General features: G+C 40.7%; 8 protein-coding genes. 3 read left to right on the top strand and 5 right to left on the bottom strand.

What is annotated here, in order from left to right:
- A partial coding sequence (locus tag ACR2F3_RS04340) for a toprim domain-containing protein (protein WP_432708754.1) occupies window positions 1–876 on the top strand: 876 nt, incomplete at its 5' end.
- Between the two features lie 15 nt (window positions 877–891).
- Here the strand turns inward: ACR2F3_RS04340 and ACR2F3_RS04335 are convergent.
- The 3 genes from ACR2F3_RS04335 to ACR2F3_RS04325 are packed head-to-tail and all read right to left on the bottom strand — an operon-like array spanning window position 892 to window position 9,292.
- Entirely contained in the window at window positions 892–1,860 is a 969-nt protein-coding gene (locus ACR2F3_RS04335) for a YihY/virulence factor BrkB family protein (protein ID WP_432708753.1), read from the bottom strand.
- A 9-nt stretch (window positions 1,861–1,869) separates the two neighbouring features.
- Complete coding sequence (locus tag ACR2F3_RS04330; RefSeq protein WP_432708752.1) at window positions 1,870–4,161, bottom strand: BamA/TamA family outer membrane protein; 2,292 nt, start codon at window positions 4,159–4,161, stop codon at window positions 1,870–1,872.
- Window positions 4,145–9,292 carry a translocation/assembly module TamB domain-containing protein gene (locus ACR2F3_RS04325; RefSeq protein ID WP_432708751.1) on the bottom strand — a complete coding sequence of 1,716 codons (5,148 nt, stop codon included), beginning with the start codon at window positions 9,290–9,292 and terminating at the stop codon, window positions 4,145–4,147. Before ACR2F3_RS04325 ends, ACR2F3_RS04330 begins: the two co-directional genes overlap by 17 nt.
- A gap of 376 nt (window positions 9,293–9,668) precedes the next feature.
- Here ACR2F3_RS04325 and ACR2F3_RS04320 point away from each other — a divergent pair, with 376 nt between their 5' ends.
- Both ACR2F3_RS04320 and ACR2F3_RS04315 read left to right on the top strand, forming a co-directional pair.
- Window positions 9,669–10,157, top strand: coding sequence for a cytidine deaminase (locus ACR2F3_RS04320; RefSeq protein ID WP_432708750.1), 489 nt, complete (start codon window positions 9,669–9,671; stop codon window positions 10,155–10,157).
- Window positions 10,158–10,264: 107 nt separating this feature from the next.
- Window positions 10,265–13,249 carry a DNA gyrase/topoisomerase IV subunit A gene (locus ACR2F3_RS04315; RefSeq protein ID WP_432708749.1) on the top strand — a complete coding sequence of 995 codons (2,985 nt, stop codon included), beginning with the start codon at window positions 10,265–10,267 and terminating at the stop codon, window positions 13,247–13,249.
- Here ACR2F3_RS04315 and ACR2F3_RS04310 read toward each other — a convergent pair.
- Together ACR2F3_RS04310 and ACR2F3_RS04305 are read right to left on the bottom strand one after the other, a co-directional pair.
- The gene (locus ACR2F3_RS04310; protein ID WP_432708748.1) at window positions 13,246–13,830 is read right to left on the bottom strand and encodes a HupE/UreJ family protein; all 585 of its coding nucleotides are present in this window, start codon (window positions 13,828–13,830) and stop codon (window positions 13,246–13,248) included. The two genes, ACR2F3_RS04315 and ACR2F3_RS04310, sit on opposite strands and share 4 nt — an antisense overlap.
- Before the next feature lie 122 nt (window positions 13,831–13,952).
- Window positions 13,953–15,017 carry a hypothetical protein gene (locus ACR2F3_RS04305; protein WP_432708747.1) on the bottom strand — a complete coding sequence of 355 codons (1,065 nt, stop codon included), beginning with the start codon at window positions 15,015–15,017 and terminating at the stop codon, window positions 13,953–13,955.
- Between the last annotated feature and the right edge of the window lie 32 nt (window positions 15,018–15,049).

The raw sequence follows: 15,049 nt of genomic DNA, 5'->3' as shown, positions 1-15,049 counted from the left end.
CATCGCCATACCGACGTGGCGGATGCGTTACTAAAACGTATCCTGCAATCAGAGCGCGAGCGTAAGGACATTGCAGGAATTAAAAAACTTGCTAATGACCGGGCAAAAAAGGCGTCTTTGCATAATAAAAAACTACGTGATTGTAAAGTACATTTTAACAGCACGCACGAGAAGCGCTACGAAACTACCTTGTTTATAACCGAGGGAGATTCGGCTTCCGGTTCCATTACCAAATCTCGTGATGTGGATTGTCAGGCGGTATTTAGTTTGAAAGGTAAACCCTTAAATTGCTACGAACTCACTAAAAAGGTGGTTTATGAAAATGAAGAGTTCAACCTGCTGCAACATGCACTGAATATTGAAGACGGGCTGGAAGGCCTGCATTACAATAACATCGTCATTGCTACCGATGCGGATGTGGATGGGATGCACATCAGATTACTGATGATGACTTTCTTCCTGCAGTTTTTCCCGGATCTGGTTCGTGCAGGTCATGTTTATATCTTGCAAACTCCATTATTCAGGGTGCGTAATAAAAAGGAAACGATTTATTGCTACAGCGATGAAGAACGCAAAAAGGCCATTGAGAAATTAGGCAGTAAGCCGGAGATCACGCGTTTTAAAGGACTAGGAGAGATCTCTCCTGATGAGTTTGGTTTGTTTATAGGTAAAGATATCAGGTTAGACCCCGTGATTCTTAAAGAACAAACAATTAAAAATTTACTGGAGTATTATATGGGTAAAAACACACCGAGCAGGCAACAGCACATTATCAGAAACCTGCGTGTGGAAAAAGATACTATTGAAGACCTGATTTCTGCTGATGCCGACGCTGCTGTAGCCGCGGTTACTGAAGATATTGTTGATGTAGCCTAGTCGCGCAAAAGCGATTTAGTCTGTAGAAGCTTTGGTTTCCTCGGGATGCTGTGGGGGTAATACCTTTACCTCTTTTTCGATGGTGACGATTTTGGTATGTACTGCATATTTACTAGGTACCATGCCGCCATCGTACTTTTCTACATATGCCTGCGTGAACTCGGCGCCAAAATAGAGTATCATTGCTGAATAATAGATCCACAATAAAATAATGATAATTGAACCAGCGGCGCCAAATGCCGAACCGGGATTACCTTTTTGGATGTAGATTCCAATTAGAGCCTGTCCGATTATAAAGAGAATTGCAGTAAAAAGTGCACCTATCAAAGCGCTTTTCCATTTGATGATCACATCTGGTAATACTTTGAAAATAATGGCAAAAATACAGGTCACAACCGCCAGCGTTACCCCACGGGTAGCGAGGTTCATCATCAGGGTACTTACTTCAGGAATATATTTCGAAATCTCATTTCCTAAGGCTACAATCACACTATTGACTACCAGGGAAACCAGGAGTAAAAAACCCAAAGAAACGATAAGCGAAAACGATAAAAGGCGGTTAACAAGCATTTTCAACCAGCCTTTTTTAGGAATCGCTTTCACTTCCCAGATCAGATTGATACTATCTTGTATTTCTATAAAAATAGCAGTTGATCCAATAACCAGGGTACCAATACCCACGAGGAGTCCAAATGTGCTTTTTCCACTTAGGTTTGCATTAACTACGAAACTCTGTAATTGCCGCGTAGCTGCCTCACCGATATAATTGTTAATTTGCTCAAATAACTCGTTGCCAGGATTTAATTTATCTCCAAAAAAAAGAGATGCTGAAGCAATTATTATCAGCAACAAAGGAGTAAGGGCAAAGATAGTATAATAGGCCAGTGAAGCACTTAACTTAGTTACATTGTCTTCCATAAAACCTTTGCCAGCAGCCATGAAAAGTTGCCCCATTGACTTAAAAAAACTTTTTACCCTTTTCATGCAACTGGTTTAAAACGGATATCCAATGCCGATGTTATATATCAAATTATCTTTACGCCATGTTTTGCTGCCAAAGTCAACCTCATCGATCACCCAACGTTCACCAGGAGCAAGGTATGGCTTTCTTATTGGAAAGGCCACATCCAAACGGATAATAAATATCGTGGCATCTACACGTAAGCCTGCACCGGTACCCACTGCCATTTCACTCAGGGCAGTTTTGAATTCAAAGCCTGAACCTGGTCTAGTAGGATCCTCCTTTCGTAACCAAACATTTCCGGCATCAGCAAACAGCGCTCCATGTAAAACACTCACCAGTTTAAAACGAAGTTCGGTGTTAAACATTGCCTTCACATCACCACTTTGATCTGCATAAGACTCCCGGGAGGGTACCCTGTATGTTCCAGGTCCTAAAGAACGTGCAGGAAAAGCTCGAATATCATTACTACCCCCAGCAAAAAACTGCCTTACAAAGGGTAAGGAAGTGCTATTACCATAGGCATAACCATAACCGAAGTTTAAACGGTTGGCCCAGATCACATTCCTGGTAATTTTAAAATAGTCCCTGAAATCCAGTTCCACTCGTACAAACTGGTTGATAGGTACCCCAGCTATTACTTTTTGACCTTCTGCATTCTTTCTGGCAAATAAACCCCAAACATTACCGCCGGTTTCTAACCCTCCAAAGAAGTACATGTTGTTCCTGCGGTTATCATCCATCTGGTTGCTGTAGGTAAAGTTGTAATTACTTCCAATGATGAACTGCTTTTCTAAAACTCGTCGTAAATCAGGGATGGCAGCCAATAAACTATCTGGATTTTTTGCAGTGATTTTCGAGGTTACAAAGTTTACCGATACAGGATTTAAGGTGTGAAGCTTATATTGGTTCTCATTCCAGGTGTATCCAAATTCTCCTTTGAAACTATTCAGGTTGTAGTTAGATGCCCGGTTTAACAATTGATAGGACAGGCTTGCCACCGTTTTAGGAATATAAGTGTTGGTATTTGATGGTTTGAAAAAAGGCACAATAAATTGAGGAAAAGTTAGCTTTCCTGTTGCCGTAAGGGAGCTAGAGTTCAATGCCTGTGATTGGCCGCTTACCTGTGTCTCAAAGCCACCACTCACGCTCAAATCCAATTGTTCAGCACCCCCGAATAGGTTTCTTGTGGTTTGGGTAAGCATGATTTCAGATCCAACAAAGTTGTTTGATTTGCTGGTTCCGGTAGCTGAAAAAGACAATGATTTTTTCTTTAATGGTGTCAGGTAAATGTTTAAGTCTAGCTCGTGGTTTTTGAAGCTGTCTAATGGCACAAACTCTGCGTTCACATATTGGAAGGCACCAATATTAACCATTCTGTTTAGCGATTGGTTATGGTCGCGCCTGTTATACAATTCACCTTTTTTGAAAAACACTAGTCGGTCAAATAACTTCGGTTTAAAGATTTGCCTGCGGGTATATATGTTAAAGCCGTTATACACCTCTGGTGTCAGTTTCCTCAGCATGCTATCGCGTTGCAAGGAATAGTTAGGGTATATGTTAATTTCGTTAATGGTATAGGGTTTTAAACTTGCTGCAGGGGCAATGTCTTTCACCTTAAGTGCAATATCCACCCTGTGTTTACCAATGCTACTATCGACCTGCAGGATGAGGTAATCCGGACTGAAATAAAAGTAGCCTGCTTCTTTCAGGTCGTTATCAATCCGCTCCCTTTCTCTTTTGAAAACATCCAGGTCATAATAGTCGCCAACTTTTAAAAGTGTTTTATCCAGATGTTGGTTAATTATATGAGGGATCCCCACGCTGTCTTTAGGGAATGTAACACTATTAATAATGTATCGGTTGCCGGTATTGACCGTGTAAATGGCTTTTGCACGTTTGCGTTTCACTACGGTATCGCCAATTGACACCGCTTGCAGGTATCCCTGACTAATCAAATAACTGCTCAATACAGCATTGTTATAAGTAAGGTTTACGTCACTTAATAAAACCGGCGGCTCTCCAACTTTATTACGTAGCCAGTTCCGAATGCCCTTTGGTTTTTTTGGTTCGCCAGCCAGGTTATATACGCCTAGCTTGAAACGTATCCCTAGGATTTTTTTGTTCGGCCTTGGCCGTGTTTTGGTCAGAAGTGTGTTTTTAACGTCTTTCTGATTGTCAATTCTCACCGAAGAATCAGGGTTAATCTTTACCTCAGCGCCCAAATATAAATTCTGTCCGGGTTTCAAGTGCCTGGTGTTGCTACACGCACTTAAAATCAAAATTCCTAGTAAAAATAAGCTGGTTCTAATTCGTTGTCTCATCTTTTGGGCGACGTTCATTTTTAACTCTGTTTCTATTTTTTGAGAAGCTTCTAAAAACTTCTCTGAATCGGTTATAGTCTACCACTAAAGCAAATCCTACACCGGTTTCCACAATCTGTCCTTCAATAATACCATCATTCTGGTTCCTTCTATAAGCCCTGAGCCGATACCTGCCATCGGCCGATAACATGTATTCTACGTTTACATTTCCTGCAATATTGGTAGAGTTTTTTCTTTGTTGTTCTGATCCCTCCAATTCGAATGAACTTCCAATGGTCACTACTAAACGGTCGTTAAGCAGTTTTTTCGAAAGGCCAACTTCCAGGTCAGTACGTTGCTCCATACTACCTGTCGAGTAATCTTCTGAAGAGTTTATCCCAAAGTTGAGGTCAACACCATGCACAAGGTCTGAGGCGAGGTTATTTAACTGCTCCGTTAACAACTTACTTACACTGGAGCGCGCAAGGGTAGACACACCGCCACCACCGCCGGCTAAACTTTGGAAGGGGTTGTCGGAAATGAAGCGGTTCAATGCCAACAAGGCAAAAACTTGTTTGTTGAGCTCACTTTCATTATTATTTATCTGTAAGATTTTGGTATACACCTCACCACCAAGGGCACCGCGTTCATTCTCAGGTAAATCAAGTCTAAAACTGATGATCGGTTTCAACAGTTGTCCTTTCATCATCAGGTATACCTGGAATGGTAACTTGGTTTTATAGGTATTTCTGGTAATATCATTTTCAGAATTAGCCTGGTTGGCCAGTAAATCGATAGGAGCTGCATTTACTTCATACAATGCTGTCAGGTCAACGTTGGCGGTCATGATTTCACCTGTCCATACAATGGTGCTTCCTTGAACCAATTTAAATTCTTTTTTCCCCATTATACCTACCGAGAGATTGTAAGAGCCGTCTGAGATTTTGTAAGCTCCAGTTAAGCTCATTTTACCACTCGGATCTATCGTCGCAGCTAAAGTTGCCTGTCCCCTGATATTTAAGGCATCGCCATTAGCAGGATCAACCACTACATTTAATTCCGCATCAGGATCTATCTCTATGGTTGCACTCAGGTTGATGCCTTTTATTGGCGCCCTACTTACCGAATCAGACGTACTTAGTGATTTCTGCCCGTTATAAGGGGCTACATCCGCATCTACAAACTGTACAATGCCTTCCTGGTTAATTACTGAAGGATCGTCAGGGGGCATGGCAAAGAAGAATCTGGTCTTGTCTTCTACTTTCAAATCCATATCAACATCTGGTTGATTCAAATCTCCCCTTATGCCGATGGTACTGGTTAAGTACACCTGTCCGTAGATTAATTCATTGTCAGCCGAGGTGGAATTCATCAACCTAAAGTTGTTCGTTTCGATGCCCATATTAAATTTAAAATCCCTGTAATTGGTGGTTAATATGCCACCTTTAATGATTGCTTTTTGGTTTAAGGAATCGATGATTGTAAAGTTGTTGAATTTAATTCCGGTATTTGTAAAACTGATCGTTTCATCTGGAATTCTGAAATAGGAATTAACATAAGTGGCATTAAAGGCAGCCTGGTTAAATTTGATATCGCCTAATACCTGTGGCGCATCTAGGGCCCCAGTAACAGAGAGCTTTCCTGTAATAGTCCCTGATCCCTCTTTTATTTGTCCCATTGCCAAACTTTCGAGGTTCTTCAGGTCTATTTTATCGATATTAAGACTTAGGTCTAAGGCACTTTGAGGTGCCGTATAGTAAAAGCCGTTAATCCTCATTTCGTGAACGCCAGAAAGGGCGATATTGGCTTCGTAAGCGTTTGCTGTATGGTTATTAACGGCAATTCTTAAGGTGCCCAGCATGTCTTTTTTGTAACGTAGTTCTTCAATGGTTAAATTAGCATCTACATTAGTGGTGGCTTGCATCCTTTTCAAGTTAACCGTTCCATTGATCGAACCACCGGCTAAAGAACTGTCTTGCTCGGCAAAGCTGGTCAGCGTCTCAATCCTGAAATCTTTAAAGGTAATTTCCATTGGAGCATTGGGCGTGCTTTCTGTACTGTTGATGCCCAGTAACTGCCCCCGGTTGGTTAGATTAAACTGGTTGGCCAGGATGCCCGATGCGCCAAATTGAAGGTAGTTCTCCGGACTAATAGCCCATTTCTGATAGTTGAGCAAGAGCTTTTCTGAATCGAAACTAAAGCGGAAGTTTTTCTGGATCGACTGGAAATTACCCCCAAGCACATAACGGTCTTTCAGTTTACTGTCTCTTAAAAACACATAAACACTCAACTTGTTATCGGCCGCTGCACCACTAATTTCCGAGTTATATAGCGCAACTGATGGGTTTTGTATATTCTTAACCGTAAGCTTATAATTAAGCATCTGGTTATCGTTATTTATGTTAAGGAGCGTGGTATCTAGTTTGTTGCTGCCATAAACGACTTGCGGGAAATAAGCAAACATGACCAAGCTGTCTTTTTGGGTATCCAGTAATCCATACATGCGGGAAGGGGCAAAGGTGGTTAACTCTGGTACAAAGCTTTTTAAGATTTTAGTGTTATAGAAGTTAACGAAAAAGCGAACTCGTTGATCAGGAACTTGTTTGACCTCGCCAAAGGCATAATATTTATTAATTTGGTTAATGATGGCAGGAGCAAGGTTAGTAAGCTGGTATTTACCATCAACCCTTGCCCGCAAGATTTCGGAATTCAAGGTAAGGAGGTTATGATTGGCTGTAGCTTCTGAATGTACCAGGATGGTATCGATATTGATGCGCTGACTTTCTTTTACTATTTGCAAACCATGGATGGATAAATCTCCATTAAGGTATTCAGGGTCGGCACTGGTAATATCCATATCGACTAAACCTGCCAGTTTAAATTCCGTCGGACTAAAGTTTAGCTTCTGCAAATCTACTTGCTTTAAATCAATGTTTCCTTTTACAGCAGGGTATTTACCTGCCATGTTCACCATGGCATTCAAGTTAAAATTGGCATTGGAATCGGCCATGCTGCTTTTAAGATTCAGTTTTTCCTTTGCATAAGTGCCACTTAATAATAAGTTGCGGTAGGTGTATTTATTGTATGTAGCACTAACCAAATTGGCTTTAATATCAGCAGCAGCTGTTTTAGCATCCAGACCAGTTCCCTTCACCTGTGCTTTGAGCGTTATACGACCCAGCTGGTCTTCCATCTGCATCATACGCCCTACATTAAAATTATTTAAGTTTATCGTAGCATTATAACTTTCCCGTCCTTTAGCGCCCTTCATGCTTGCCAGTAATTTTGCAGCACCCATGTCGGTATTTATGTTAAAGTTGGTGTTAAAATCTGTCATAGAGCCCCTGAATTTACCGTTTGCCTGGATGATGTTGGGTAGGGTAATATTTGAAGGAAGTGTGTTTTTCGGAATCACCACCATCAGGTCTCGCTTTGTCATGTTAAACTTTTTAACGTTCAGGTCCAGAAAAGTCTTATCAACATCAGGTAGTCCTCTGACAATTCCGCTCACATCAATTACTGTACTTTTCAATCCTGTCACTTGCAAGCGAGGAATTGCCAGGTTATTCATATAACCATTGGCCAAGGCATTTACTTTAATGGTTTCGTTCCGGTAACTTGCAGGTACAGCATCACTGAAGTAAGCGGCATCCCTTAAGCCGATGCTAGTGTTTTTAACCTCCATGAATATCTTTACCTTTTCCGGATTTTTGGTCAGGTCTTCCATTGACGTATAGTCCAGCTGGGTATTATTTTCGATGGTGGTATGAGGTGTTTTTAACAAAAGGTTCTTAATGCGGGTTTGTTTACCAGCGTATAATACGTCACCTTTTAACGCTAATAATTTAAACCCACTTTTTTCATTCAGATTTCCCTCTTTCACATTTACCCTGATTGCCGTATCGCTGTATGCAATTCCAGTGGCATTTAAGCCAAGTTGAGTGATTTTCAGGTGGTTAAAATCCATTCCTTTTACCGGTTTTTCAGCCATGTTATCAAACTGGATGGTATTGTCGGCAAGGCTCAGGCTAGTCATTAAAAAACTTAGTGGTGTTGCGGCAGTAGTATCATTGGTGGTACTGGTATTTTTTTCCGCTGCAGCAGGTTTAAATGCAAATAGAACATTTGATTTATTCAGCTTGGCATCGCCAACGGTATATTTACCACTGGTTACATCAGCAAGCATATTTGTAAAGCTAAACTCCCTCAAGTTTAGGTTTGCTTTCATGTCGTTGGTTCCGCTGTTAAACTTCACCAGTGTCTGGTTTAGTTTCGCATCATCTAGGCGGTATAAATTTTTCGTTAAATCTATGAACAACTTGGTTAGCGCGAGTTTGTTAAAGTTTACATCGGCATCCATTCTGGTAATCCGATCATTAAATTTCACTTTAACATTATCAAAAGCGAAATTTTGTATTTCGACAAGGGGAAGTTTACCACTTTCGGTATTTGCTGTATCTACACTTTTCTCAAGGTGCGCTTGCAATTGTGTCAAAGGTTTTTGCTGCAGGTAGCTCACTGCCGTGTTTTCCAGGTGAATGTCGTTAATCACATAATGCTGGTTATCGAGGTCGAAGGTCTTGAGGTTAGTTGTGAGTTCACCTAAGTTTAGCCGCATTTGATTACCTGCCACATCATCGCGGTATACAATACCAATATCGTTAAGCGCAATTTTATCTATTGAAAATTTGAGGGTAGAGGTGGTGTCCGCTTCTACCTCTGCTTCGGGTTTTTTTTCCTCCGACATGAATGCATCTACTAAGAAAGAAAAATTGAAGGTCGTGTCAGGATCAATCCGGGTTACATTAGCTCTTACCTTATCAAGTTCAATATTGTTGATTTCTACCTTGTTGCTAAGTAATTTAAAGAGGTTAATATTAACCCCTAATTTTCCGGCATATAACAAGGTGTCTTTTTTTCTATCCTCGATGTAAAACTTATTCAGGACAATATCTTTAGGAAAAGCAATTTTTATACTTTCCAATCTCACTTCTGTTTTAGTTTTGTCTTTAAGGTAATTTATTGCTTTATTTTTAACGAAATTCTGAACTGCTGGAATATTTAATGACAGCGCAAGCGTCACCACCAGGACAATGACGATGGAAATAATCCATAAAATAACCTTTAAGCTTTTGCGTAAGTATATATTCAAGAGAAGCAGTTTGAGTGGTTTATAATTGCAATAAATTAACTAAAATCATGCCAGTAGGACGCTTTCAAAACCCACAGGAATACAATTTTGTTTTATTATTTTGTGGAGCAGGTTTTTGATGGGCTTAAACAAAGAATTTTGCGCACCTGGGTTGTGTTGTGTTCAAGGCTATATCTTCACATTTGGCTGAATTTTAATTGTTCCGTCCTATTTCATAGTTTACTTCAGGGATTTCATACTGACCTGCGCTGTTTCACGTTAAGCTTAAACTGATGTGTTCTGCCGGGTTGGTAGCTTGGTTAACCAGCAATCCGGTTAACTTAGATAGTTTACCCCCGTTCTTACAACATATAAATTGAAATCCGTATGTTTAGCTATGAATACGTTAAATATTTCTATTAATTACGAAGCTTACAAAAGTTTGTCAGAACTTCATGAAAGCGACAGAAGCTTATGCTTGCAAGCCGAAGAAGCTTTGAAAAGCTCTTATTCACCTTATTCGCATTTTAAAGTAGGCACCGCCATTCGCCTTGCCAATGGAAACACCATATTAGGAAGTAACCAGGAAAATGTAGCCTATCCATCGGGACTGTGTGCAGAGCGCGTAGCCCTTTTTACCATCGGTGCCACCTTTCCGGGGATAGATATAGAGAGTATGGCGGTCACGGCACATACCAATAATTTCAATATCTCCCAGCCCATTACTTCTTGTGGAGCCTGTTTACAGGTCATGGCCGAATTTGAACAACGACAAAAAAAAGAAATAGAAGTGCTTTTTTACTGTTTAAACGGCCAGGTACTGAAATTAAAAGGTATTAAAAGTTTGCTGCCTTTTGTGTTTATTGAAGATCGTTTGTCAGACTAATTTTGGGGTATTTTCCTTATATTTGCCTAACCGGGAAGAGCTAGTTACTTCCGTGCCAGAGTTTTCACTTGAGCACTTATATTTATCCTAATAACAATTACTTTTTGATGAGCGACGAAGAACAAGAAAACGTAAACGAAGAAAATAAGCATACCATAATCCCAATTAATGGGCTATATGAAAACTGGTTCCTCGATTATGCTTCGTACGTAATTCTGGACCGGGCAGTTCCCCATATTAATGACGGACTTAAGCCTGTGCAACGCCGTATATTGCACTCGCTTAAAGAAATGGACGATGGACGTTTCAATAAAGCAGCAAATGTAATTGGTAACACCATGAAATATCACCCGCACGGGGATGCTTCGATTGGCGATGCCATGGTGCAAATTGGCCAGAAAGACTTGCTCATCGATTGTCAGGGTAACTGGGGAGATCCAATTACTGGAGATAGTGCCGCCGCTGCACGTTACATCGAAGCGCGTTTGTCTAAATTTGCTAATGATGTTGTGTTTAACGGTGATACTACCGTTTGGCAGTTAAGTTATGACGGGCGTAATAATGAGCCTGTAACCTTACCTGTAAAATTCCCGTTGTTATTGGCTCAGGGTGCCGAGGGTATTGCTGTTGGTTTAGCTACCAAAGTAATGCCACACAACTTCGTAGAATTGCTGGATGCTTCCATCGAAGCGCTTAAAGGGGTTAGACCGAATATATTGCCTGATTTCTTTACCGGTGGTATGGCCGATTTCTCTGCTTATAATGAAGGAATGCGCGGTGGTAAAGTGCGTGTGAGAGCTAAGATTACGGAAAAAGATAAAAAGACTTTGGTCATTACCGAAATTCCATACAGTACCACTACGGGCTCCGTTATCGATAGTATTTTGTCTGCAAACGACAAGGGCAAGATTAAGATCAAAAAGATCGAAGACAATACCGCACAAAATGTGGAGATCGTCATCCAGCTGGCACCGGGTATTTCACCTGATGTGACCATTGACGCCCTTTATGCCTTTACTTCTTGTGAAGTGTCTATATCGCCTAATACCTGTATCATTAAGGATGATAAACCACAGTTTTTAAGTGTCAATGATATCCTGATTCAGAATACAAAGAACACCAAGGCTTTATTAAAACAAGAACTGGAAATACGCTTGAATGAACTGGAGGAGAAAATATTCTTCAGCTCTTTGCTGCGTATTTTTATCCAGGAAGGAATGTATAAGGACAGTGGTTACGAAACTTCTGGAAATTTTGAGGGTGTTGTGCAGGTGTTGTACCATTTGTTTGAACCTTTCAAATCACAATTATACCGGGAAATCCTTCCTGAAGATTTCAAAAAGCTGATCGATAAACCGATGAGCAGCATCACCCGCTTTGATGTTAAGAAAGCAGATGAGCAAATGAAAAATCTGGAAGATGAAATTAAGGTGGTAAAAAACCACCTGCGTCATTTAACGGATTATGCCATTGCCTGGTTTCAGAAACTCAAAGAGAAGTATGGCAAAGGACGCGAGCGTAAAACCGAGATCAGGTTGTTTGACCGGGTGGAGGCATCAAAAGTGGCCCTGGCCAATGTAAAGCTGTATATGAACCGGCAAGATGGATTTATTGGTACCGGCTTACGTAAAGATGAGTTTGTGACCGATTGCTCTGACCTTGATGAGATTATCGTTTTCCGTGGTGATGGAAAATTTATCATCACGAAGGTAGCCGATAAAACTTTTGTAGGTAAAGATATCATTCAAACCGCCGTGTTTAAAAAGGGCGATGACCGCACGATTTATAATGTCATTTATAAAGACGGCGCCAGTGGCATCAGTTACATTAAGCGTTTTGCGGTAGTAGGGGTAACCCGTGATAAGGAATACGACCTGACCAAAGGTAGCAAAGGATCCAAAATACTATATTTTACAGCCAATCCAAATGGAGAGGCGGAGGTGGTGAATGTGCAACTGAAACCGCATACCAAATTAAAGAAACTGAATTTTGATATCAATTTTGCGGACATTGCCATTAAAGGCCGTGCTTCGCAAGGTAATATTGTATCAAAATATCCAATCAAAAAGATTGTCCTAAAAAGCAAGGGGGTGTCTACCTTATCTGGATTGAAGATCTGGTACGATGATTTGTTGCGCCGCTTAAATGTTGACGGTCGTGGGAAATACCTCGGTGAATTTGATGGCGATGATAAAATATTGCAGGTTCATAAAGATGGCTGGTATGAACTGAGTACTTTTGAGCTGAGCAACCACTTCGATGACGACCTCATCCTGATCCAGAAATATGATCCTGAAAAACCATTCGCCGTGGTTCATTACGAAGGCAAGGCTAAAAACTATTTTGTAAAGCGGTTTACTTTTGAAAACATTGCTGTTGGCAAAAAGCTTAGTTTGATTAGCGAGGAAACGGGTTCCAAATTCATTTATTTAACCGGTAATCCTGCAGCCAAACTCACCGTAGAGGTACTTAAAGGTAAGTCGCAGGTGCCCGAAACTGTCGACATTGTGCTTTCGGAATTTATTGACCTGAAAGGTATTCGCGCCAATGGTAATCGCTTGAGCCAGCATGAGGTGAAGAGCTTGGCCTTAAGTGAGGATAAGGAGCCTGAGCTTTCTCCTGATGCACCGGAAGACGATACACATACAGCACCTGAAGAAGAAGGGGAAGAGAACGGAAATTCAGATGAAACTGCTGGTTTAGAATCGGAAGCAGATGTAGCTGAACAAGCCATTGAAGAGCCAGTTTTAGCAGAACCAAAGGTGGAAGATGAAAAGTTGGAAGCTGCTGAAGAGATTCAGGAACCCACTCCAGTACGCAAAACCAAGCCTAAATTTACGACGAGTCAACCCACCTTAATTCCTGCAGAAGAGTTGGAAGTTTTGGCGAAAAAGGAAAAGCCAGTTGCTGAAGCGGAGAAAGAGGATGTCCCGGCTACACAACCAGTGAAGACAAAGAAACCTTTCGTTTCATCAAGACCTTCAAAAGGTGATGCAGCCGAGGAATCACCGGGTGTAAAACAGAAAAAGGAAGTGAAATTAGAAATTACCAATCCAGATGACCTGGAAGATAAACAGCTGGGCTTATTTTAAATAAGCCCGGCTAGTCGTTCTGCACTCATTATAAAGGAGATTCCGAAAATAGCGGAGGACAGAAAAAATGCCCAATCCGCTTTTCTTACCTTAACCACCCAAATCAAAAAGAAGGAGAGACCAAATGTTGCTAATACGATCAAAATCTGCCCGAATTCCAGACCTAAATTAAAAGCAAACAACTCTGCTACAATATTGGTGCTTTTACCTAATAAAGCTTTTAGGTAATTGGAGAAACCCATCCCATGTATTAAGCCGAAAAATAACGCAAGCATGTATTTAAAGGTGTTTTCTTTCTTTTGTTTTCTTTTCTGAAAAATATTGGAAGCAGCCGTGATCAGGATGGTTACCGGAATGAGGAATTCAATTAAACCTGCGTCAATGGTAAGCACGTTCATGGCACTTAAGGCCAATGTTACGCTATGCCCTAAAGTGAAAGCGGTCACTAAAATTAACACCTTTTTCCATTCGGAAATGCTGTAGGTGCCACATAAAATCATTACAAATAGAATATGATCATAACCCTGCCAGTCTAAAATGTGCTGCCAGCCTAATTCAAAATAGAGATTGAAATCCTGCATGTTCTGCAAATTCGGTTTTTATATTAAAAAATCAAAATTAATAATTAACTATTGGTTAATATAAAACAAGGCCGCCTTTTTATATAAAAGACAGCCTTGTTAAGCTATGCGTTTAATATCGCTTACTGATATTGGATGTAAATTGGCGCTGGTTTAAGTTTCAAAAGCTCCTCTGGTGTCATTAGGCGGTTTGGAGCTTTTTTAAGGTCGTTTTTATAAAAGATTTTAAAACCCGTAAACTGTACCGGTTCGCGCTGGATAAAGTGACGGTAGGTGCCAATTTTAAGATCAGGCTGGCCCCATCCATCCATGTGCATCACTATTTGAACTTCAGGACGTAATTTGATGTCTTTTGAGTTAGTTACCATTTTACCGGTAAAACGGTGTACAACAAATACCTTTGGCGGAAGGTTATGCTTGTTCACAAGATCAGCCAGGTATTGCGAAGTATAGTTAATATCACTCGCATCAAAGGTTCCGATTTTAGAACCTGGTCTTGCACCAGTTTTCATTGAGAATTCCGGATCTATACCTAAGTGTACATGAGGTAACTGCAAATATTTTTCTATCCTGGGTAATTCGTCCTTCAGGTTACTTAAAGCGACCTGTAAATCTAGAAACACAATGGCGTTATGCATTTTAGCGATAGCCATTACAGAATCGATCTGAGAATTTCCCATACGGTTGATGTATTTACCGTCTTTACCAGGGGTGCCGCTAGCAACTGCTGCAATATAATGTACCCCCGCTTGTACAGGCGTAGAAGGATCTGCTTTTTCCCAATTTGCTACTTCTTTATTTAAGCGGCTCCACATTTCTTTTGGTGCATATTCACCCAAGGCACCCATTTTTTTTGAGTGAAGGTTTCCATAATAAACTACAATGCGTTTAAAGGGTAGGATGGCACCAGCTAAAGGGTAAGGATAATTGTCTTTTTTTACTGGCCATCTGCCGGTGGTATCGCCATTGGCTAATTTTAATACGGCAGTATTATAGGCAGCGGTATCAACGGGCTCACGCACGGTACCAATTGGAGCTTCTTCTTCTTTAACGATAGTATCGACTTCACCGGCAAGTGCCTGTTTGAAGACGCCATTTGTTTTAGTGCCTTCTGAACTGCAATTGGCCAGAAAGCATATGGTTGTAAAGCCGGTAATGTATGTTTTTAATAGGTGAGGTAGTTTCATATTTTACAAAAATACACATTCATCTGACTTAT

The sequence above is a fragment of the Pedobacter sp. genome (assembly GCF_045627485.1).
Classification (GTDB): Bacteria; Bacteroidota; Bacteroidia; order Sphingobacteriales; family Sphingobacteriaceae; genus Pedobacter.
The sequence above is the reverse complement of the archived record's forward strand: the minus strand, read 5'-3'. Positions and strand labels throughout refer to the sequence as shown.

Bases quoted from the DNA above. Each gene is read 5' to 3' on its own strand.
- ACR2F3_RS04310 (WP_432708748.1), bottom strand. From the start codon at position 13,830: ATGCAGGATTTCAATCTCTATTTTGAATTAGGCTGGCAGCACATTTTA.
- ACR2F3_RS04320 (WP_432708750.1), top strand. From the start codon at position 9,669: ATGAATACGTTAAATATTTCTATTAATTACGAAGCTTACAAAAGTTTG.
- ACR2F3_RS04305 (WP_432708747.1), bottom strand. From the start codon at position 15,017: ATGAAACTACCTCACCTATTAAAAACATACATTACCGGCTTTACAACC.
- ACR2F3_RS04315 (WP_432708749.1), top strand. From the start codon at position 10,265: ATGAGCGACGAAGAACAAGAAAACGTAAACGAAGAAAATAAGCATACC.
- ACR2F3_RS04335 (WP_432708753.1), bottom strand. From the start codon at position 1,860: ATGAAAAGGGTAAAAAGTTTTTTTAAGTCAATGGGGCAACTTTTCATG.
- ACR2F3_RS04330 (WP_432708752.1), bottom strand. From the start codon at position 4,161: ATGAGACAACGAATTAGAACCAGCTTATTTTTACTAGGAATTTTGATT.